Consider the following 21,758-nt stretch of genomic DNA (forward strand, 5'->3'; position numbering starts at 1 on the left):
CCGAAAACCTATTCTTCGCCGTCTCGCCGAAAATCGCCGAAGCCGACCGTATAGGTCCATTCCTTGGCGGCAGGACTGCGGTTGTCCGGCTCGGCGGCGGGAAAACCGACATTGCGGATGGAAATGTCGAGCGGCACGGGCAGCATGACGATGCGTGACACTTCGAGCGGCGCACCCGTCTGGTCGCGTCCTTCCCTGACGGCAAGAAACACAGGCGCGCCTTCTTCCAGCTTCAGAAGCGAAGCAATGTCGGCATCGGCCGCGACGGGCATGTACTTGTCGTCGGCCACGACGACCGTGCGGCCGAATTTCTCACGCAACACCCTGTAGAGCGAACCGGACAGCGCGGAGAGTTCGACGCCTTCCAGAAGGCCGAGATTGAGGCTGGTGGAAACCACGGCAAGCGGCTTGCCGCCGGTAACCGCCAGCCGCTTGTGGCGATAGACCATGGCATCGCCGGCGAGCCCGAAGAAGCGCCTTTCCTGCTCGCCCGCCGCGACCGGCCCGCTTTCCAGCACCGAATAATCCGGCTTCAGCCCCTGGCCGACAAGGCTTTCGGTGATCGAGGCAATGGCGTGATAGCGCTTTTCGACGCCCTTGCGGTTGATGAAGGTGCCCATGCCGTGCTGGCGCACGAGCAGGCCCTCGCGCACCAGGATTTCCAGCGCCTGCTGGATCGTCCGGCGGCTGACCTGCCACTGCGCGGCAAGCTTCAGTTCGCCGTCGATCTTGTCATCGTAATAGCCTGAAACGATCCGGGCTCTCAGCGTTTCGGCAATCTGGATATAGACCGGGCGATGGTCCTTCGCCACGGGGGCATCTGCGCGCAAGAGCGGCTCCTGAAAAAGCGTCTATTTCATGCTTTGGCGCAGTTCCGGAGAAATCCGGCGCTCTCAGGAACTGCCGTCGAACTGCCTAGCATAAAGGACGGCTATCTGCTTTGCCATATTGGCGAGGACAGCCTTCAGGATTTTTTCGCCCTTTTCCGCGGTCGCGGCACGGGCATCGCCGAGAACCGGGCTTTTGGAAAAATCGGTCCAGCGATAGGCAACCGTCGCGAAATCCTCCGGAAATTCCGGATAGTTTTCAATGGCCTTATCCATATCGACGGAATCGGGTGCCAGATGCAGCACGTAGGACGTCTCGATCTCGCAGGCATGCATGTAGGAGGCGTGGGCTTCGCGTTTCTCGCGCACCCCCTCGATCACCGGACCGGCGCCGGGATAGAAGAAATTCGCCAGCATGATGCCCTTCTCCCTCAGCCGCCGCTGCGCATCGCGAATGGCAACGGCGTTGCCGAGATGCGCGTTGACGACGACCACGGTGCGGATGCCCTTGCCCGCGGCGCTTTCAGCAATCTCGACGATGGTATTGCTGACGGTTTCGTTGCTGACGCCGAAAGACCCGGCGGCCTCCGCAAGCGACCAGACCTGACCGAAAGGCAGCACCGGCAGCCTGAGCACCGGCGTTTCGCCGTCAATCGTCTTGACCAGTTCCTCGACCAGCCTTGCCGCCAGAATATTATCGGTGCCGGCCGGCAGGTGGTCGCCATGGCTTTCCACCGCGCCGATGGGCAGAAGAAGCACCGGACTTTCGGCCAGCGCCGCTTCCATGTCGCTGTCGTTCAGTCGCGAGATATCGGTCTTATCATATGCCAAGGGGATGCTCACTGCTTGAAAACAAAGGCGCGCTGCGGGTTCTTGACGAAGAATTTTTCAAACAGCGCCTTGCCGTCGAACCCGGCGTCGCCGGCCTGCTCCATGAAACGCGGAGCCCAGCTGCCGAGGATATAACCGAGTCCGAGGCCGCCCTCGCCGTAATTGCGGTACATGGTGCGCCGGGCGATATCGCCGCCGACGACGATCTGGTCTTCGTGACCATGACGGACGAGATTGAGGATGCAGTCGATCAGCACGCTTTCGGGGTGGTACTTGATCCGGCTGATGCCGTCGAAGCACATGAAAAGGCCTGTTTCGGCCGCCTTCAGATGCAGCCAGTGGTCCGGATTGCGGTCGACATGGGCCATGGTGAGCCGGGTCGGATCGACGCCTTCCTGCTTCAGGATGGCAAGCTGTTCGAGGATCAGCGTGCCGAGTTCGGTATGGGAATGCAGCGGGCAGCCGGTTTCCTTGTGGGCGTCCAGAACGGCGCGGGTGACCTTGTCCTCGGCCTCCGAGATCGTGTTGTAGCCGGTTCCGAACTTGGCGACGCCGCCCTTGAGGTCCGTGCCATCCATGCCGACGGTCAGTTCCGCGACCACATGGTCGCGGATTTCGGCGCGCGAGTGCCCATCGATCCAGGCCTGGAACGTGCCGCCGGTGCCCGCCATCTGGCCCGGCCACATGATCGCCTTGTTGAAGCCGGCGGTGGCGATGATCTTGACGCCGGTACGGTCGGAGATTTCCTTCAGCTCCGCGGGTTTGCGACCGTAGTCGATCGCGGTCGCGTCATAGACGGCCTGGCCGCCTTCCGCGACGAACAGTTCGACGTCCTTGATCGAGGCTTCGATGTCATCGATCATGAAATCGTCGATTTTCTTTTCCTGCCAGAGCGGGGGAATGCAGTAGAGGTGATCATGCGAATAGGTGACGCCGAGGTCCTCCGGCGCGATATCGCCATTGAGTGTGCGAATGAATTCCATCTTCAGCGATCCTTTTTGAAGTTTGAGAGCGCAAGCGCGAGAATGATGATCGAGCCCTGGAGAACGAAGCGCGCCGCCGGCGGCAGCGACAGCACGTAGAGCAGGCTCTGAAGGAAGAACAGGATGAGGCTGCCGGCAGCAGCCCCCAGCGGCAGGAATACGCCGCCGGTGAACAGCGCCCCGCCGATGACGGCCGCGGCGATCGAATCCACCGTATAGGTGTCGGCTATGCCGATCGAGGCCATGCCGGTGATCGACGACAGCATGATGCCGCCGAGCGTCGCCATGAAGCTCGCCAGCACAAAGGAGAAAATTACCATGCGGTCGGCGGCGATGCCGTTGCGGCGCGCGGCGGCGGCATTGGCGCCGGCAAGCAGCATTTTGCGGCCGGAGAGCGAGTAATGCACATAGGCAAGCAAGATCAGGCTGCAGATGAGCCACAGCACCACCGACCACGGCAGGATGCCGAACAGCCAGCCCTCGGAGATGACCCGGAAACCGGCCGGGATCGATCCGCGCGGGCTGCCGCCGGTATAGACGAGGATCGCGCCGGAGAGCACCAGCGAGGTGGCGAGCGTGGCGAGAAACGCCGGGATGCGCAGCACCACGACCAGAACGCCATTAGCAAGGCCGACGAGAAGACCGAAGAACACGGTGATCGCAAGCGCTGCAGCCATATTGTCCATGTTGCCGGCAAAGCTTGCGGCAAGCACGATATTGGCGAGCCCTGCCGTCGCGCCGACGGAAAGGTCGAGCCGGCCCATCATCAGGATCAGCGCCTGACCGAGCGCGATCAGCCCGAGGGGCGCGGCCTGGCGGGCATTGTCCATGATCTGCACCACCGAGACGCGCCCGGAAAACACGAAGAGCACGACAAGCAGGATTGCGAGAAGCGCCAGCGCGCGCCAGGTTGCGCCTGCGGGCCTCGCGTTGGAGAAGAAAGCCGAAACCGCCATTTCAGTTCTCCTTGCCGCGCATGAAGAACACCAGCGCGACGATGAAGATCAGCCCCTTGGCGATGTTTTGCAGGCTGGTATCGAGATCGAGCAGGTTGAACATATTGTTGATGAGTACGAGCGAGAGGGCTGCGCAGAACACGCCGACGGCATTGCCGCGGCCGCCCTGCAGCGCCACGCCGCCAAGGATCGCCGCCGAGACGGCATCGAGCGTATAGGATTCGCCGATCAGCGGATCCCCGGAGAGGATGCGAATGGACAGCACGATACCGGCGGCCGACGCCAGCACGCCCGACAGGCCGAAGACAACGAGATCGACGCGCAACGCCGAAATGCCGTTGGCAAAGGCCGCGCGCGGATCGGAGCCGAAAGCGTAGATCGACCGGCCGAACCGCGTCCAGTTCATGGCGATCGCGATTGCGACGAAGACGGCAAGCGAGATCACAAGCGGTGCGGAAAACAGACGCTCGGCGCCGAAAAGCGCCTCGTAGAAGGCATAATCCACCTCGCCGCCCGGCGAGGGCAGCAGGAGCATGGTGATGCCCTTGACGATGGCCGCCGTCGCCAGCGTCATCACCAGCGGATTGATCTTGAGAAAGTTGACGCCGCAAGCCGTGAAGATTCCACAGGCAAGGCCTGCCGCAAGCGCCAGCGGAACCGAGAGCCAGCCAAGGCTTGCCGAAGTCAGCGCCATGATCGCCGTCGCAAGGCTCATGATCGAGCCTACGGAAAGATCGATGCGGCCGGCAAACAGGACCAGCGCCTCGCCCAGCGCAACAAGCCCGAGCGGCAGAAGCCGGGTGGAAAGGTTGGTCAGATTCGAATCGCTGAAGAAATTCGGCGAGAGAAAGCCCGTCACCGCGATCAGCAGAGCCGCGAGCGCAAGCGCCGGCAGGCTGAGGAGCAGGTTGGAGCGAAGAGAACCTTCAAACAAGGGCTGCCTCCCCGTTTTCAGCACTGCCCAGTCCGTGAGACGGCAGGCCTGCGGCATAGCGCATGATCTTTTCCTCGGAGAAGTCTGGACGGGCGATCTCGCCGGTGATGCGACCTTCATAGAGCGCCAGAATGCGATCGGAGAGGCCGATCAGTTCCATCAGATCGGAGGAGATGAGAATGACGGAGACGCCTTTTTTCGAAAGCGCGTCGACCAGATGGTAGATTTCGCTCTTCGACTGGACGTCGACGCCCTTGGTCGGCTCGTAGAGCACCAGCAGCTTGGGCGTATGCGCCAGCCAGCGGGCGAAGACGACCTTCTGCTGGTTGCCGCCGGAGAGTTCACCGGCCGGCTGTTCCATATCGGTGGAGCGGATCGAGAAGCGCTCGCGCGCGCCCTCGACGAACTGCCGCTCGTAACCGAGCGGCAGGAGGCCGGCGCGCGCGCGTTCCGAGATCGCAAACAGGCTCATATTGAGGCGGATCGGCAATGACAGCGCCAGGCCCTCATGCTTGCGGTCATCGGGAATGCTGGCAATGCCGGCGCCGATGGCGGCCGCCGGCGATTTGAGCGTCGCCGCCTTGCCGTCGAGCTCCACCGCGCCGGAACGGAACGGCGCGATGCCGCACAGCGCATCCGCCAGCGGTTTCTGCCCCTGCCCTTCGAGGCCGGCAATGCCGAGCACCTCGCCGCGCCGCACCGAAAAATCGATCTCCGGCAGATCCGCATTCGTCCCGCCAGTCACGGAAAAGCGGACCGGCAGATCGGCGAGCGCCGGGCGCTCCGGAAAGATGTTTTCCAGCTTGCGGCCGACCATGGCCTGGATCAGATCGTCCTCGGCAAAGGCGCCGCGCTCCGCTTCCAGCGTGAGCGCGCCATCCTTCAGCACCACGACGCGGTCGGCAGCCGTCATGATCTCTCCCATGCGGTGGGAGATGAAAATGATCGATGTGCCGTCCCGCTTCAGCTCGTTCATCAGCCTCAAGACGGACTGCGCCGCTTCGGCGGAGAGCGATGCCGTCGGCTCGTCAAGGATCAGCAGATCGGGCTTGGCCGCGATCGCGCGCGCTATCTCGACCAGTTGCCGTTCGGCCGCGCTCAGGCGGCGACCGAGACGCTTTCCGTCCAGGGTGAAGCCGAGAGACGCGGAAAGGTCGGCGAAATCGGCATGAAGCCGCTTCTGCCGGATCAGGCCGAGCGCATTGCGCGGCTCGCGGCGGAAGAAGGTGTTTTCGGCCACCGTCAGGTCCGGCATGATCGCCGTTTCCTGGTGCGCGATGGCAACGCCCTTCGCGGCTGCCTCAGCCGGGCTTGCCGGATGATAGCCCTCGCCGGCGAGGCGGATCTCGCCGCTGTCATAAGGAAGATTGCCGGATAGGATGTTCATGAGGGTGGACTTGCCGGCGCCGTTTTCGCCGACAAGCGCCAGAACTTCCCCCCGACCAAGCGAGAAAGAAACGTCCTGCAGGACGGCGTTGCGCCCAAAGGATTTCGACAGACCCGTGACCGCCAGCAGAGGGGGGCGTTGTGCGGAGGTATGGCTCGTCACTGTTTCTCTCTCGCTTGCTGGAGCGCCGAGCGTCCATTCGAACGCACAAAGAACGCTCCAACTCATTGAATCCATGCATCGTGCCTTCCGAAAACCGTTTCCGGTTTTCGGGCCGATGCGCCAAGCCCGCTCAATCCTGGAAGGTTGCCCGGACCTGTTCGTCGCTGAGCCGGGTGTTGGCCCAGAAGGAGTCGGAGAGGTCGTCGCGCGTGAACTCGGACAGGTTCTCCGACGTGATCATCGGCACTTCGTAGAACTTGTTCTTTTCCACCTCTTCACCCTGAAGCATATCAAGCGCGACCAGGAGGGCCTCCGAGCCAAGCCAGGTCGGCTTCGACGGCGCAACGGATTCAAAGCCGTCGGCCTCAAGCGCGGTCCAGCGCTTCAGATAGCCGTTATTGTCCTCGCCGGTCATCGGCACCAGCGGGCGCTGCGCCGCCTCAAAGGCATCGATCGCGCCGAGCGTCATGCTGCCGCCCTGCGACCAGACGCCGTCGATCTCCGGATTGGCGGCGAGAAGGTTGGAAACCGCGACCTTGGCCTTGGCATAATCCCAGCCGGCGTCGACGACGCTGATGACCTCGATATCGGGATATTCGTCGAACACCGCCTTGGCGCCCTTCCAGCGGTCATCGCTGGCGGAAATGCCGGAAATGCCGTTGAGCGCGATGATCCTGCCCTTGCCGTCGAGCTTGTCGGCCAGCCATTCGGCGCCGGCCTTGCCGAAATCGACATCATCGACGGTGACCAGAGCGTCATAGTCATCGCTGCGGATGGTCGAGGCGAGCAGAACGATCTTGATGTCCTGGGCTTCCGCCTTCTTCAGAACCGGAATGACGGCGGTCGGCGAGATCGGCGTGAGGATGATGGCGTCGACGCCGCGCGTGATCATGTCCTCGATGTTGGAGACCTGCTTGTCGGCCTTCAGCTCCGATTCCGTGTAGACGACATCGACCGTATCCTGATGCCGTTCGGCTTCGGCCTCGAATTCCTTCGAGAGCTGAACCGACCAGGAATTGCCGTTGAAATAATTGTCATAGCCGATGGTGAACTTGTCCTCGGCCATCGCGGGAGCCGCCATGCCCGCAAGGACGGAGGCGACGAGCAGCAGTTTCTTCAGTTTCATGCTTTTCCCCTTTTTCGAGAGAACCTGTTTTGCTTATGCCCTATTGTTATCTTGTATACTCATGTAGTCAAGCTGGAATCCCTAACGCCCGACCAATCCCTCCCGGCTCGCCGACCAGCCCGTCACTTCGGCAGGACGTCCACGGCCCGGCGCACCCAGTCCAGTCTCTTTTCCGGGATGAGGCCGTAATTGTAGAAGTTGATGCCGTCGGCGCCGGCTTCGATCGCGGCCTTGGCGCGCGCGGCAAGGGCGTCGGCCGAGGTCACTTCCGGATAGAAGACCCGGTAGCCCGCGCCGAGATACTTGTTCGGCCCCAGCGCCGCGCGGCCGGCCTTCATCAGCGCGGTTACGGCCTCCGGCTCCATGAAATAGCAGCACAGGATCGCGCCGTCGCAGACCTCGCCGACCGCCTGCAGATCGACGCCGCCCATCCAGCCATCGGCAAGATCGATGAGCACGACCCTGCTTGCCGGGTCGGCCGCGGCGCGGATCTCGGCGATCAGGCTGGTGACGGGCTCGGAGCGCCATTCCAGAAAGGCCCTGAGAGCGGGATAGGCACTGAAGGCATCAGTGCCCGCCTCGGGGAAATCGGGAAACTGTTTCGCCGGCACTTCGCGCTCGCACATGTCCGCGATGAAGCCGCGCACCGTCTCGCGGGCTTCCTCCATCGGCACGCCGGCCAGCTTTCCGCGCGCCATGCAATGGTCGCAGAAGCAGAGCGACAGCAGGAAATCATCCTCGGCATTGAGCCCGACGCCATCCTTTTCGTGGTGGAACTCATGGGCAAAACCCATGAAATTCGGGCTTTCGAGCTCGACCATGTCGGGCTTGTAACGCGTCGTCATATCCCGAACCAGGGTGACGACGTAATCGCGCGCCGCCGGGCTCGACGGGCAGAGGTTGTAATAGTTGGGATTGCCGAAAGCATTGCGCGTCACATGCTCGGGATGAAGCGCGCCGAGCCGCGTGTTGTGCAGGCACACCGTCCAGCAATTGACCTTCATGCCGTCGCCGGCATCACGCGCCGTCGTCAGCGCCTCCAGCATATCGCCGCGCTCCGCGACATTGTCGGCCATCAGGGGACGGATCGTCTTGCTCGCCCAAAGCGCCGCGTCGGGGCGAAAATAGATCGTGCCGTCCTGCGGGAAATAGGCCTTCCGTGCAGGGCTGCGCGGCTGCAGGAAACGGCCGGCGTGATAGGACGACGCCAGAGAGATCGTATTCAGGCTCGCCCGACCCGCCAGATCGGAAAACGCCCGCTCAAGCCCCTGGTCCTGAATGTCCCAGGGATAGGTCCACATGGAAAGTTGCATTTCGCGCTCCTCAATGATTACTTGACCGGACATGTAGTCATATCGCCTGCGGACAAGTCAACGTCGACGCCATTCCTTTGCCGGATTCTCGACAGCGGCGGGTCAGGGCAAGGGAGCAGCCTACATTTTAGGCAATTTTTCCAATGCATAAAAATTGACAGGCCAGCCGGATTTCTCTAACTGGAAAAAAGATTTCCTTTTCGAGATATGAAGGACCTCCCGAATGCCGCACTCCAAGTCTCTTCTCCAGGCCGGCGCGCTTGCCGCGCTGTTCTGCCTGCCTGTCTTTTCGGCCCAGGCTCAGGAAACCTTCGTCGTTTCCAACTGGGGTTATTCCAACGATTTCTATGAGCCCTTCATTTTCGAGCCTTTCGAAAAGGAACACAATGTCAGGATCGTCACGGAGACCGGCGGCGCTCCCGAGCGGCTCAACAAGGCGCGCATTCGCGGCGGCGTCGACGTCATCCTGCTGACCGACAAGTTCTCCCAGATCGGCATCAATCAGGGCGCTTTCGAGACGATCGACTCCTCCAAGCTCTCCAACTTCGATGAACTCTACGATGCCGCGAAGAACCCGCAGGGCGAGTACGGCCCGGCCTATACCTTCGGCCGCTATGGCATCGTTTATGACAAGACCCGCACCGACACGCCGATCACATCCTGGTGCGATCTGTGGCGCGACGACTTCGCCGGCGCCATCGCCATGCCGGCCTTCAACACGACCGGCGGCCCGCTGACGGTGATGATGGCCGGAAAATGCGCCGGTTCCGACGCCTTCGAGGATCCGGATACCGCCTTCGCCAAGATGGCCGAGCTGAAGCCGAACATCGTCAAGACCTTCTCCTCGGGCTCGGAGCTCACCAATCTGCTTTCGACCGGCGAGGCCTTTATCGGCCTTGCGCAGGACTATGCATTTCCGGCGATCCAGGCCGCCAACCCGAATATCGGCTGGGCCGAGCTTTCGGAAGGCGATTTCCGGATGATGAACACCTACAACATCCCGAAGAACGCGAAGCACAAGGAACTGGCGCTCGCCTTCATCGATTGCTCGATTTCGATGCAGGCACAGAAGGATGCGGCGATCGAACTGGTCAGCGGTTCCGGCCCGGTCAACAAGACCGTGGAGCTGACGCCTGAACAGGCATCCCAGCTCGTCTATGGCGAAAAGGCCGTACTCAGCATGCAGCCGACGCCCTACGACAAACTTCTCGACGTCAATGACGACTGGGAGCGCCGCTGGAACGAAGTCTTCGGGCGCTGACGGAATCCAAATTGTCGTCCCGCGTCTCCATCGTGCAGCGCCTCAGCGCGCTTGGCCCGTGGTTGCTGGTTCTGCCGGCAACCGCGGTTCTGCTTTTCATCCTGATCATTCCGGTCGCGGGCACCCTTGCCGAAAGCTTCTCCAATCCGGCCGGATTGTTCGCCAACTACCGGGATTTCTTCGCCGACAGCTATAACCGCACCGTAATGGTCCGCTCCTTCCGCATCGCCTTCCTGTCGACGCTGACCGCGCTCATCCTCGGCTTCGGCGGCGCCTACATGATCGCCAATTCTTCACAAGGTCTGAAGCGCGTCCTGCTGATCCTTTCGGTGTTCCCGCTGCTGACGAGCGTGGTCGTCCGTTCCTTTTCGTTCATGGCGATCCTCGGGCGCAACGGTGTGGTCAATACCGCGCTGATGAAGCTCGGCATTATCAGCGAACCCCTCGAAATGCTGTTCACGCAGGGCGCCGTGATTGCCGGTCTCGCCTATCTGTTCACGCCGCTGATGATCCTGTCGCTCGTCGGCGTACTCGAGAACATTGAGGATGACCTTTATCTCGCGGCCGGCTCGCTCGGCGCCGCGCCGGTCGCCGTCTTCTTCCAGGTGACGCTGCCGCTGGCCGTGCCCGGCATGATCGTCGGCTCTGTTCTGGTGTTCACCGGGTCGCTCGCCACCTTCGTGACGCCGACGCTTCTCGGCGGCGAGCCGCAGATGACGCTGGCAACGCTGCTGTACCAGAAGGCGATGATCTCGATCGACTGGGGGGTGGCCAACACCATCGCCGCGATCATGATGGGAACCGCGATCTTCTGCGTCGTCGTGCTCGGCACCATTGCCGGCAGGATTTCTGCACGGAGGGCAGTGCATTGACCGGACGCCGCATTCATCCACTGTCAAAACTGTTCGGCTGGCTGGTCATTCTGTTCCTGGCGGGGCCGATCGTGATCGTCATCGGCACGTCCGTGTCCGATACGCCCTTTCTTGCCTTCCCGCCGCAGGGCTTCACGCTCAAATGGTATGCCAATGTGTTCAACCACAGCGGCTTTCTCGATACATTCATCATATCGATGCAGGTGGCCATTGGCGGCACGCTGATCGCTCTCGTCACCGGTCTGGCGGCGGCCTACGCGTTGACGCGGTACAGGATGAAGATCCCCGGCTGGTACGGCTCGGTGTTCTTCCTGCCGTTCTTCATCCCGGAAATCGTCTTCGGCTTTTCGCTCCTGAAGACGCTGATCGTCCAGTTTCAACTGCCGATCCTGCCGTCGCTCATCCTCGGCCACGCGATCCTGTGCCTGCCCTATATGGTGCGGGTGATCGGGGCGAGCCTTGCAGGCTTCGACTTCTCCATCCAGGAGGCCGCCATCAGCCTCGGCATGCATCCGGTCAAGGCCTTCTGGACCATCGTCCTGCCCAATATCCGCTCGGGCGTGATTGCCGGCATGGTGCTCGCCTTCATCACCTCGCTGAATGATATGGCCGTGGCGCTGTTCCTGACAGGGCCCGGCATCTCGACGCTGCCGATCGAGGTCTTCACTTACGTGCAGCAGTTTTTCGATCCGACCGTCAGCGCCGTATCCGTGCTGCTGATGGGCGTCACCATTCTCGTCATGATGCTGATCGAGCGCAGCCTCGGTCTGTCGAAGACCGTTCAATAGGAGTTTCCATGGCTGAGAACGCCGTCATCCTGAACAATGTCACCGCCCATTACGGCGCGACGCAGGTCCTGCACGGGCTGGACCTTTCCGTCGGCGAGGGCGAACTCGTGTCGCTTCTGGGCTCGAGCGGCTGCGGCAAGACCACCACGCTGCGGCTGCTCGCCGGCTTCCTGCAACCGACGGACGGGCAGATTTCGGTTGCCGGGCGCGATGTCACCGGCCTGCCGCCGCACAAGCGCGATGCCGGAATCGTGTTCCAGAACTATGCGCTGTTCCCGCATCTGACCGTCGCCGAGAATGTCGGCTTCGGGCTGAAGCAGCGCAAGGTGGCGCCCGCCGAGCAGCAGAAACGCGTGGCCGGCATGCTGGAACGCGTCGGGCTTTCGAGCTTTGCCGACCGCCTTCCGGCTGCCCTTTCCGGCGGCCAGCGCCAGCGTGTCGCCGTCGCCCGCGCACTCGCCATCGACCCGCCGCTCCTGATGTTCGACGAGCCGCTTTCCAACCTCGATGCCAAGCTGCGCGTCGACATGCGCGTCGAAATCCGCGAATTGCAGAAGGCCAACGGCCGCACCGCCATCTATGTGACCCACGACCAGGAAGAGGCCTTTTCCATTTCCGACCGCGTGGCGATCATGAACGCCGGCAACATCGTCCAGCTCGATACGCCGGAAGTGCTTTACACCCGCCCGGTCAACGCCTTCGTCGCCCGCTTCGTCGGCTTCGACAACCTGATCGCCATGCGCGTCATCGCCCGCGATGGCGCGATGGCGACGGCCGAGCTTGAAGGCGGCGAGCGGATCGACCTTGATGAGACCGAGACCGGTCCGTTACCGGAGCGCTTCGTCATCGGCGCCCGCCCGGAAGGCCTGACCCTGACGGATGCGGGCAATGCCAATGCGATTGCCGGAAAGACCCATATGCGCTCCTATCTCGGCCGCGCCTACCAGTACAAGATCGAGACCGCCACGGGCATTCTGGTCGCCAATGGCCCGCTCTCCAACCCGATCGAAGCCGAGCGGAATGTCGGCCTTGCCTTCGATTTCGCCCATTGCTGCATTCTGGACGACGAAGGGCAGACGCCATGAGCCGGTCGATTGTCGCCGCCGCAGCCCAGATGGGCCCGATCGCCCGCTCAGACACCCGCAAGGCCGTTGTCGAACGCCTGATCGCCCTTCTTGGCGAGGCTGCCGCCAGAGGCGCGGAGCTCGTCATCTTTCCGGAACTGACGCTGACGACCTTCTTTCCGCGCTGGCACATGACCGACCCGGATGAAATCGACGCCTTTTACGAGACGGAGATGCCGGGGCCGGACACACGGCCTCTGTTTGAAGCTGCCAAACGGCTGAAGATCGGTTTTTACCTCGGTTATGCGGAACTGGCCATCGAAAACGGCGTGAAGCACCGCTACAACACCGCCATCCTCATCGACAGGAATGGCGAGATCGTCGGCAAATACCGCAAGATCCACCTGCCGGGCTGGGACAGGCCGCAGCCGGACATGGTCTCGCAGCATCTGGAAAAATACTATTTCGAGCCCGGCAATCTCGGCTTCAACGTCTTCGAGACCATGGGAACGCGCATCGGCATGGCGATCTGCAACGACCGCCGCTGGCCGGAGACCTATCGGGTCATGGCGCTGAAGGGCTCGGAAATGATCCTCGTCGGCTACAACACGCCCGACGACCATACCGGCGATTTCGATTTCGACAGCCTGACCCAGTTCCACAACCAGCTTTCCCTCCAGGCCGGCGCCTACCAGAATTCAAACTGGGTCGTTGCCACGGCAAAGGCGGGGCATGAGGAAGGTTCCAACCTGATCGGCCAGTCGATGATCGTGGCGCCTTCCGGCCAGATCGTCGCCATGGCAACCTCAACCGCCGACGAGGTAATCGTGGCGAAATGCGATCTCGACATGGCGGCCCTTTACCGCAAGACGATTTTCGACTTCGCCCGCCACCGCGAACCGGAAGCCTACCGGCTGATCGTCGAGACCAGGGGACCGGTAACAGGCTGAGCGCGTGACAGATTTATCGAGTGGGGGAGAGAGAGTTGATTGAGCCGGACACAGCGGAAAAGAGCGAGCAGAACGAGACAAGCTCTGTTTCCCGCCTCCTGTCGGAGCTGCGCCGCGAAAACGGCTGGACGCTTGCCGAGCTTTCAAGGCGCACCGGCGTTTCGATTTCGGCGCTTTCCAAGATCGAGAACGGCCAGAGCCAACCCGCCTATTCCGTGCTGACGCGACTCGCGGGCGGGCTCGGCCTCGACTTTGCCGACCTTCTGGAGGGCCGGTCAACCCGCCCGCGTTTCGCCCGCGCGGCCCGCACCATCAATCGCCGGGGGGAGGGCAAGCGGCTTGAGAACGACATGGGCGTCTACCGCCTGCTTTCCACCGAGCTTGCCGACAAGGCCCTGACGCCAATGGTGATCGACATCCCGCCGCGCGCAGACAATTCCGAGCCTGCTCGCAGCGCCCACAGCGGCGAGGAATTCGTCTATGTGCTCGCAGGCGACGTGATCTTCGAGATGGCCCCTTATGCGCCGGTCATCCTCGCCGAGGGCGACACCGTCTATTTCGACGCGGCATCGGAGCACGGTTTCTATTCCGCCGGCCCCGGCAATGCCCGCATTCTGTCCATCTGCTATTCCGGCTCCGGCGAGGCGCCGGACCACCTCACGGTGTGATCATGATCGATGCAAAATCCGAAGTCCGGCTGCGCCAGCGGCTGACCCTTGTCGCGCTTGGAAAGGCGCCGGCCGACCGTATCCTGCGTGTCGGCAGGCTGCTCGACACCGCAACCCGCACATGGGCCGACCGTCAGGAGATCGTCATCGCCGGCGACCGGATCGCCTATGTCGGGCCCGCCGGGTCGTGGCCGGGAACCTGCGATGTCATTGACGAGCGCCCCGACCTGATGGCCGTTCCCGGGCTCGGCGAAGTGCACAAGCATATCGAAAGCTCGCATCTGACGCCGGAATGGGAGGCCGCGCTGGTGATGCCGCGCGGCAATACCTGGACCTGCGAGGCGAGCCACGAATTCTCCAATGTGCGCGGCGCGAAGACGCTCGATTTCTGGTTGACGGCGCGCCAGCACGGATCGCCGCTGAAGATCTTTCCGCTTCCGGGTTCCGCCGTGCCGCCGACGGCCTATGAACATGGCGGCGGCTATCTCGGCCATGACGAGCAGCGCGACTTCATGGCCGGCAGCCTGATGGTCGCGGGCCTCGACGAGGTGATGGACTGGCCGGCGGTCTGGAACCCGGAAAACGGGTCCCACGAACGGCTCTGGGGCATGATCGAGGCCACCTTCGCCGCCCGCGGCGTCGTCGAGGGCCATGCCGCGGGCATCCGGGACCTGCCAACGATCAATGCCTTTGCCGCCGCAGGTCTGGCATCCGACCATGAGGCGTGGACGGCGGACGAATTCTGGGACAAGCTCACCCACGGGCTGTTTGCGGAGCTCCGGCCCCATTCCATGCCCGATGTGATCAGGGGGCTCCTGGAACGCGGTCTTGCCGACTGGTCGCAGATCGCCTTCGCCACCGACGACCGGTCTGCGTCCGAGACGCTCCAGAAAGGCGCGACCGATTACAATGTACGCCTTGCGATCCAGTCCGGCCTTGCGCCCGAAATCGCCATTCAGTGCGTCACCATCAACCCGGCACGGCACATGCGGCTCACGCCCTGGGTCGGCACAATCGCGCCCGGCCGGTTTGCCGATATCGTGCTTCTGTCGAACCTTGAAAGCTTCGAGATTGCCGAAGTCTGGGCCGACGGAAAACAGGTCTCCCGCGGCAAGGACTACATTCTTCCCGTCCCTGCAATCGACTGGCCGGACTGGGCCCGCGACACGGTCAATACCGGCGGAACTTTCGAGGCCGCCGACTTCGCAATTCCTGCCGAGGCCGGTCGCCATATGATGACGGCGGCGGTGCTGCGCCCGTTCCACTGGGAAGACGATTTCCTGACCTATGAGCTGCCGGTGGAGGGCGGTCTGGTACAGCGTGATACGGCACGCAACATCACCAAATTCGCGATCGTGGACCGGTTTTCGGGGAAAAAATCCGTCTCGAAAATGTTCTGGGCCGGCACGGGACCGAAAACGCCGGACTGCGCGCTGGCGAGCACACTTGCCCATGACAAGCACAACATCTGGTGCGTCGGCTCCTCCGATCAGGCAATGGCGACGGCCGTCAATGCGCTGATTGAAACCGGCGGCGGCTGGGCGCTAGTGCGCGACAACAGTGTGGTCGCCACCGTGCGCTACGAGATCGCCGGGCTGATGTCGCAACGCTCCGCCGAAGACCTCGATGCCGACATGCAGAAGCTCTATGCGGAAGGCGAAAAGATCGAATGGATGTACGAGCCGTCCTCCTCGCCCCGCTGGTGGGCCGGCTTCCCCGAACGCCTCGCCTTCGCGACGCTGACCTGCGCGCCCTGGCGCTGGGTTCTGGTCGCGCCGTCGGATTATGCGCCGGAGGGGCTCGTCAATGTGGCGACGGGCGAAACGCACAGGATCGTCTGGTAAGGCCATGAGCATCACTGCAGAAACCGCCGGCCGTCCGGCATTTTCTGGCGCCGACCGGCTCGAAACGCCCTCGGTCGTTGTCGACGCGACGCGCCTGAAAGCCAATATCGCGCGCATGCAAGCGATTGCCGCAGACGGCGGCGTTGCGCTTCATCCGCATATCAAGACGCATAAATCGCTGGCGATTGCCGGCCTGCAGCGCGATGCCGGCGCCAGCGGCGTGACGGCCTCGCATCCCGGCGAGGCGGCCGTCTTCATCCGCGCCGGCTTCTCGCCGGTCACACTCGCCTATCCGCTGGTGCGCCCGGAACCGGCGGCCCGCCTTCTCACGCTTGCCGGCGCGCACGGCGTCCAGGTCCGCTTCATCGCCGACAGCATGACGGGACTGGAAGCACTGGAGGCCGGCGCCGCAAAGGCCGGACAGACGGCCGACGTCTTCATCAAGGTCGATGTCGGCCTGCATCGCTGCGGTGTCGATCCTCTCGCCGAAACCGGCATCGCGCTGGCGCAACGGCTTGATGCTTCCCGGTTGGCGTTCTGCGGGCTCCTGTCCCATGCCGGCCAGGCCTATGGCGCCGGCGATGTGGATGGCATCCGCACGGTGGCCGCCACGGAGCGGCGCATTCTTCTCGACCTCAAGGAGAGGCTCCGGCGCCACGGCATCGAAGTGCCGCTGATTTCGGTCGGCAGCACGCCGTCCCTCATCGCCAATGACGGTTTCGATGGCATCGATGAAGTCCGGCCGGGCAATTACGTCTTCTACGACATGACCGCCGTCCGCCTCGGCATCGTCGGACGCGATAGCCTGTCACTCGCCGTTTCGGCGACGATTATCTCGAAAAACCGCGATTATTACATTATTGACGCCGGTTCGAAGACGCTGAGCTCCGATCTCGGCGCGCACAGTACGGGCTCTGGCACAGGCTTCGGCGAGGCGTGGAGCGCAGATCTTGATCGGCCGCTTTCCGTCGAAAAGCTGTCGGAGGAGCATGGCATGGTCGCGCGCAAGAGCAGCGACCTTGAAATCGGCCAGCGCCTGCTGATCTATCCCAACCACGCCTGTGTCGTCATCAATCTCGCGCCCTGCATGCTCTTGCTCGAAGGCGGCGCGGCGTCGCCGCTTGCTGTCGATGCCAGACGCGGGCCGGCGATCGCCTCCTGATATTACGAAGGTCACGCGCCGGATACGACGTATCGTGCAGCGGGCCGGTCATCATGCCGGCGCGAACGCCCCGGCCTGTGCGCGTTAAGATTTCAGTACATAACATTTGACATTTCCTGAACAGGATTCAAACATGTTTCCAGCAGGAGATCGCGCGGATGTATGACGATAATTCCCCGTTTTCACCCGGGACCCGAAAGCCCGAAGCGCTGAAGCCCGTGCAGAAAGCGGCCTTCGCCGAAGAAAGGCTGATGCAGGCCATTCTATGGTGCGAGCTTGAGCCGGGGCTGATGATCGCCGAGGCAACGCTTGCGACACGCTTCGGCCTTGGCCGGGCGGCAACCCGTGTGGCCCTGGCGAAGCTTTCCACACTGGGTTTCATGCTGCCGATCCCGCGCGAGGGCTGGCGGGTGCTGCCGATGAGCGGCGCGCTTGTGGGACAGGTTGTCGACGCCCGTCGCATGGCCGAGCCGGCGCTGGCGACGCTTGCGGTCGACCGCGGAAAAAATGCGCGCCTGTTCGAGCTTGCCGGAATGATCGAGGCGGCGGGCGCTGCGGCGGAGGATGCGGCGCGCAGCACGTGCAGCGGCTACGAACGGCGTTTCCGCACCGAGCTCGCCTCCGGGCTCAATCCTTTCGTCGCCGGTTTCGTGGAGCGGCTCTGGGACCATTCGGACCGGATCGTCCGCTTCTTCGAGAGCGAGGGCGCAACGCCGATGCCGCCGCTGAAAGCCGCGGCCATTGCCCGCGCCCTCGATGCCGGCCTCACCGATGAGGTCCGCACGCTTCTCGATGAGGCGATCGACCAGTTCAGAACCTTTGCCGGCAACGCGCTCTTGAACAACCGGAGCGAACTGGCACTGGACGGAGGCTCCAAACCTCGGGAGAAAACGTCGACACAAAGACAATATGACGGTTCTCTCAAACAAGGTACAGACCGCGCGGCCTCCCGCGGCTTGACCGTCAGCAAGGGGAACAGTTCATGACCTATGTATCCGGCATGGCGCCGCACCGCGCCCGCTCTTTCGCGGCTCGACCAGGCCGCCACCATACCGGCGCTGCAGGCGACCTCGGGCAAAAGCGTGTCGCCCAACCGCATGAGCCGGTCGGAACAGTCTTTGCGGCAGCGCTTCGATTGCCGTTTTGATGGCCGCCTAGAGCGCCGTGCGTCCATTCGGACGCACAAAGGGCGCTCTAACCTATTGAATCTACGCATCGTGCTTTCCGACAATCGATTCCGATTTTCGGGCCGATGCGCTAAGCCGCAGGCCATCGTCATCATCGATCCCGAACACTTGGACGCCTTTTGAAGAAACACGGAGTCAGATCTTGTCTATCAGAACGACTGTAGCCATTGCCGCCGTCGCAGCCGCGCTGAGCGCCGGCATTGCCCAGGCCAAAGACCAACTCGTGGTTGACCTCGTCAACGAACCGTCGACGCTCGACCCCCACATGCAGTGGAATCCGGACAGCTATTACGTCTACCGCAATATCTTCGACAACATCGTCACCCGCGACAATGGCGGCGAGATTGCGCCACAGGTCGCGACGGAATGGAATTGGCTGTCCGACACCGAACTGGAGCTCACCATCCGCGACGGCATCACCTTCCATGACGGCGAGGCGCTGACCGCCGACGACGTGGTCTATTCCGTCAAGCGCATCACCGACCCCGAGCTCGCGAGCCCGCAGCTCGGCCAGTTTGCCGCGATCATCGATGCGCGGAAGACGGCTGACAACAAGGTCGTGCTGACCACAGATGGCCCCTATCCGGTCCTTCTCGCCCAGCTCGTCAAGCTCTCGGTCGTGCCCGAACATGTCCTCGCTACCGTGAGCGAGCAGGACTTCAACGCCAATCCGATCGGCTCCGGCCCCTACAAGTTCGAGACCTGGGACCGCGGTGTTTCCGTCACGCTTGACAAGAATGACGATTACTGGGGCGACCAGGGCGAATTCGAAACTGTCGAGTTCATGGCCGTTCCCGATGCCTCCACCCGCGTGGCCAATCTGCGCGCCGGCACGGCCGATCTTATCGTCTCCATCGACAGCGACCAGGCCATGCAACTTGAGAGCGCGGCAAACGTGAAGGTGCTGACAGCGCCGACCGAACGGGTCGCCTTCATGGGCATGAACACGCTGGTGCCGCCGCTCGACGATCCGGAACTGCGTCGCGCTGCCGCCATGGCGGTGGACCGCGAAGGCATCGCGCTCGGCCTGCTCGGCGGCGGCGAACAGGTCGTCGGCCAGATGGCGACCTCGGCGCATTTCGGCTATGTCGATGGTATCGACCCGATCCCCTACGATCCCGAACAGGCGGCGGAAATCGTCGCGGCCAAGGGCGATGCAGCCGCGGTTCCGATGACCTTCGCCACCTCGCCGGTCTTCGACCAGCGCATCGTCCAGGCCATCCAGCAGATGCTGAACGAGGCGGGCTTCAACGTCGACATCGGGCTCACCGACATGGCGACCTACCTGAAGAAGGCCCAGAACGCGGACCCCGAACAGCGTCCGCAGCTCAATTTCGGCCGCTGGTCCTGCGCCTGCCAGGATGTCGACGGCGTTGCGTTCCCGCTTCTGCACTCCTCATCCAACTGGTCGCGCGTCAACGATCCCGAACTTGACGCTCTCCTGGAAAATGCCCGCACCACGGTCGACAGCGACCAGCGGCTCGAAGATTATGCCCGGGTGGCCGAGATCGTGAGGGACAACACCTATATCCTGCCTCTCTATCAGGCGACCGCCCTTTACGGTGCGGCCGATGCGCTGGAATGGCAGCCGACGGCCAATGAAAGCATGTTTCTGAACCGCATGAGCTGGTCGCAATAGGCTTTCTCCATGGGCTATTTCCTTCTGCGTCGCCTCTGGCAATCCCTCATCACGCTTTTCGGCGTGATGACGCTGATCTTCTTCATTCAGCGGCTGACGGGCGATCCGACCTATCTTCTGGTGCCGGAAACGGCGACGCAGCAGGATATCGAGACGCTTCGCCACGCGCTGGGCCTCGACCGTCCGCTTGTCGTGCAATATCTCGACTTCCTTTGGCAGATGGTCCGGTTCGATCTCGGCACCTCCTATGTCCAGAATGTGCCGGTCTCGACCATCATCCTGTCGCGTCTGCCCTATACGCTGCAGCTTGCCGGCGGCGCCCTTCTGGTCGCCGTCGCCCTCGGTCTGCCGCTCGGCCTGTTGCTGGCCATCGGCAACCGTTCGCGGCTGACAAGCCCGCTGATGGGCGTGGTGCTGGCTGCCCAGAGCCTGCCGACCTTCTGGAGCGGCATATTGATGATCATGTTCTTCGGCGTGTTCCTCGGCTGGCTGCCGCCGTCCGGCACCGGGTCCTGGCTCAATCTGATCATGCCGTCCATAGCACTCGGTTTGTTGTCGATGGCGACCTTCGCCCGGATCATGCGCAGCTCGGTGATCGACGAAATGTCGAAGGATTATATCCGCTCGGCCCGCGCGCGCGGCGTCGGCACCAAACGGCTTGTGGTCCGCCACCTTCTGAGAAATTCCGCAATTCCGGTGATCTCGATCACCGCAATCGAGATTTCGCAGCTGCTTGCCGGCGCGGTGATTGTCGAGACGGTGTTCGCCTGGCCGGGGCTTGGGCTTTTGACCGTGCAGTCGGTCGTCGCCCGCGACTTCGTCATCGTCCAGGGGGTCGTCATGCTCGGCGCGGTGGTGACGATCGCCATGAATTTCCTCGCCGACCTGCTCTACAGCCTCGTCGACCCGAGGATCAGGCTTGACGGAGCGACCCGTTGAAATCGTCTTCCCGCTTCTTCAAGGCCCTCTTCGCGCCGGCCTCAGGCCGATCGATCCCGGTCGGCGTTTTCGTCATCATCGTGCTCTGTCTTATCGCAATGGCGATCTTCGCGCCATGGCTTGCCCCGGTCGACCCCAACAAGCAGAACCTGCTCGGACGGCTGAAACCGCCGGGCACGGAGATCCGCGGCACCACTTTCCTGCTCGGTTCGGACGAACTCGGCCGCGACCTCCTGAGCCGCGTCATTTACGGCACGCGGATTTCACTGTCCGTCGCCGTGCTCTCGGTCCTCCTCTCGGGCATCACCGGCACGCTGCTCGGCATGGCCGCCGGCTATTCCCGCGGCACGGTCGAGACCGTGATCATGCGTCTGGTCGACATCTTCCTGTCGATCCCGGCCATTCTTCTCGCCATCATCACTGTCGCCGTTCTCGGTCCCGGTTTCATCAATGTCGTTCTGGTTCTGGGTCTCACCCGCTGGCCGCGCTATGCGCGCGTTGCCTATGGCCAGACGCTCTCGGTTGCCAACATGCCCTATGTCCGGCTTTCGCGCGCTATGGGGGCGAGCTGGATCCGGGTGCTCGGCCTTCATGTCCTGCCCAATATCGTTGCCGCCCTTTCCGTGGTCGCCACGCTGGAATTCGGGCTGATGGTGCTGTTCGAGGCCGGCCTCTCCTTCCTCGGCCTCGGCGTGCAGCCGCCGACGGCAAGCTGGGGCGCGATGCTCTCGGTCGGGCGCAATTATGTCTCCAATGCCTGGTGGATCGCGACCTTCCCCGGCATCTGTCTCTTCCTCCTGGTGCTGTCGATCAACCTGATCGGCGACGCGCTCAGCGACTATCTCAATCCGAAATCACGGTAGAA

The 21,758-nt window shown here is 62.8% G+C and carries 21 protein-coding genes; 13 read left to right on the forward strand and 8 right to left on the reverse strand.

Annotation, left to right across the window (positions count from 1 at the left end):
* Positions 1 to 8 precede the first annotated feature (8 nt).
* The 8 genes from JET14_RS19960 to JET14_RS19995 form a co-directional block, all read right to left on the reverse strand.
* A complete protein-coding gene (locus JET14_RS19960) occupies positions 9 to 830 on the reverse strand; it encodes a GntR family transcriptional regulator (RefSeq protein WP_200335925.1) in 822 nt (273 codons plus the stop codon).
* A 63-nt stretch (positions 831 to 893) separates the two neighbouring features.
* Positions 894 to 1,658 carry a creatininase family protein gene (locus JET14_RS19965; protein WP_200335927.1) on the reverse strand — a complete coding sequence of 255 codons (765 nt, stop codon included), beginning with the start codon at positions 1,656 to 1,658 and terminating at the stop codon, positions 894 to 896.
* 8 nt (positions 1,659 to 1,666) lie between these two features.
* Positions 1,667 to 2,641, reverse strand: coding sequence for a phosphotriesterase family protein (locus JET14_RS19970; protein ID WP_200335929.1), 975 nt, complete (start codon positions 2,639 to 2,641; stop codon positions 1,667 to 1,669).
* Between the two features lie 2 nt (positions 2,642 to 2,643).
* Entirely contained in the window at positions 2,644 to 3,597 is a 954-nt protein-coding gene (locus JET14_RS19975; RefSeq protein WP_200335931.1) for an ABC transporter permease, read from the reverse strand.
* A gap of 1 nt (position 3,598) precedes the next feature.
* Positions 3,599 to 4,531 (reverse strand): ABC transporter permease, encoded by a 933-nt coding sequence (locus JET14_RS19980; protein ID WP_200335933.1) that lies wholly within the window; start codon positions 4,529 to 4,531, stop codon positions 3,599 to 3,601.
* Positions 4,524 to 6,080, reverse strand: coding sequence for a sugar ABC transporter ATP-binding protein (locus JET14_RS19985; RefSeq protein ID WP_200335934.1), 1,557 nt, complete (start codon positions 6,078 to 6,080; stop codon positions 4,524 to 4,526). The genes JET14_RS19980 and JET14_RS19985 overlap by 8 nt, the downstream gene beginning before the upstream one ends.
* Positions 6,081 to 6,210: 130 nt before the next feature.
* A complete protein-coding gene (locus JET14_RS19990) occupies positions 6,211 to 7,206 on the reverse strand; it encodes an ABC transporter substrate-binding protein (RefSeq protein ID WP_200335935.1) in 996 nt (331 codons plus the stop codon).
* A 122-nt stretch (positions 7,207 to 7,328) separates the two neighbouring features.
* Positions 7,329 to 8,519: a hypothetical protein gene (locus tag JET14_RS19995; RefSeq protein WP_200335936.1), complete on the reverse strand. Its 1,191-nt coding sequence runs from the start codon at positions 8,517 to 8,519 to the stop codon at positions 7,329 to 7,331.
* A 223-nt stretch (positions 8,520 to 8,742) separates the two neighbouring features.
* Between JET14_RS19995 and JET14_RS20000 the strand changes: the two genes are divergently transcribed.
* From JET14_RS20000 to JET14_RS20060, 13 genes are all read left to right on the forward strand, one after another.
* Positions 8,743 to 9,780, forward strand: a complete 1,038-nt coding sequence (locus JET14_RS20000) for an ABC transporter substrate-binding protein (RefSeq protein ID WP_200335937.1) — start codon at positions 8,743 to 8,745, stop codon at positions 9,778 to 9,780.
* Positions 9,781 to 9,791: 11 nt separating this feature from the next.
* Positions 9,792 to 10,652 (forward strand): ABC transporter permease, encoded by an 861-nt coding sequence (locus JET14_RS20005; RefSeq protein ID WP_200335938.1) that lies wholly within the window; start codon positions 9,792 to 9,794, stop codon positions 10,650 to 10,652.
* A complete protein-coding gene (locus tag JET14_RS20010) occupies positions 10,649 to 11,440 on the forward strand; it encodes an ABC transporter permease (protein WP_200335939.1) in 792 nt (263 codons plus the stop codon). The genes JET14_RS20005 and JET14_RS20010 overlap by 4 nt, the downstream gene beginning before the upstream one ends.
* An 8-nt stretch (positions 11,441 to 11,448) precedes the next feature.
* Positions 11,449 to 12,525, forward strand: a complete 1,077-nt coding sequence (locus tag JET14_RS20015) for an ABC transporter ATP-binding protein (protein WP_200335945.1) — start codon at positions 11,449 to 11,451, stop codon at positions 12,523 to 12,525.
* Complete coding sequence (locus JET14_RS20020; RefSeq protein ID WP_200335947.1) at positions 12,522 to 13,454, forward strand: N-carbamoyl-D-amino-acid hydrolase; 933 nt, start codon at positions 12,522 to 12,524, stop codon at positions 13,452 to 13,454. The genes JET14_RS20015 and JET14_RS20020 overlap by 4 nt, the downstream gene beginning before the upstream one ends.
* A 35-nt stretch (positions 13,455 to 13,489) precedes the next feature.
* Complete coding sequence (locus JET14_RS20025) at positions 13,490 to 14,122, forward strand: helix-turn-helix domain-containing protein (protein WP_246750402.1); 633 nt, start codon at positions 13,490 to 13,492, stop codon at positions 14,120 to 14,122.
* 2 nt (positions 14,123 to 14,124) lie between these two features.
* Positions 14,125 to 15,966 carry an adenine deaminase gene (locus JET14_RS20030; protein ID WP_200335950.1) on the forward strand — a complete coding sequence of 614 codons (1,842 nt, stop codon included), beginning with the start codon at positions 14,125 to 14,127 and terminating at the stop codon, positions 15,964 to 15,966.
* A gap of 4 nt (positions 15,967 to 15,970) precedes the next feature.
* Positions 15,971 to 17,128 carry an alanine racemase gene (locus JET14_RS20035; protein ID WP_200335952.1) on the forward strand — a complete coding sequence of 386 codons (1,158 nt, stop codon included), beginning with the start codon at positions 15,971 to 15,973 and terminating at the stop codon, positions 17,126 to 17,128.
* Positions 17,129 to 17,286: 158 nt separating this feature from the next.
* Entirely contained in the window at positions 17,287 to 18,114 is an 828-nt protein-coding gene (locus tag JET14_RS20040; protein ID WP_200335954.1) for a GntR family transcriptional regulator, read from the forward strand.
* Between the two features lie 3 nt (positions 18,115 to 18,117).
* The gene (locus tag JET14_RS20045; protein ID WP_200335955.1) at positions 18,118 to 18,438 is read left to right on the forward strand and encodes a hypothetical protein; all 321 of its coding nucleotides are present in this window, start codon (positions 18,118 to 18,120) and stop codon (positions 18,436 to 18,438) included.
* Positions 18,439 to 18,457: 19 nt separating this feature from the next.
* Positions 18,458 to 19,954: an ABC transporter substrate-binding protein gene (locus JET14_RS20050; protein ID WP_246750405.1), complete on the forward strand. Its 1,497-nt coding sequence runs from the start codon at positions 18,458 to 18,460 to the stop codon at positions 19,952 to 19,954.
* A 9-nt stretch (positions 19,955 to 19,963) separates the two neighbouring features.
* Complete coding sequence (locus JET14_RS20055) at positions 19,964 to 20,893, forward strand: ABC transporter permease (RefSeq protein ID WP_200335956.1); 930 nt, start codon at positions 19,964 to 19,966, stop codon at positions 20,891 to 20,893.
* Complete coding sequence (locus tag JET14_RS20060; protein ID WP_246750406.1) at positions 20,890 to 21,756, forward strand: ABC transporter permease; 867 nt, start codon at positions 20,890 to 20,892, stop codon at positions 21,754 to 21,756. The genes JET14_RS20055 and JET14_RS20060 overlap by 4 nt, the downstream gene beginning before the upstream one ends.
* Positions 21,757 to 21,758: the final 2 nt, after the last annotated feature.

The organism is Martelella lutilitoris, from assembly GCF_016598595.1.
Classification (GTDB): domain Bacteria; phylum Pseudomonadota; class Alphaproteobacteria; order Rhizobiales; family Rhizobiaceae; genus Martelella; species Martelella lutilitoris_A.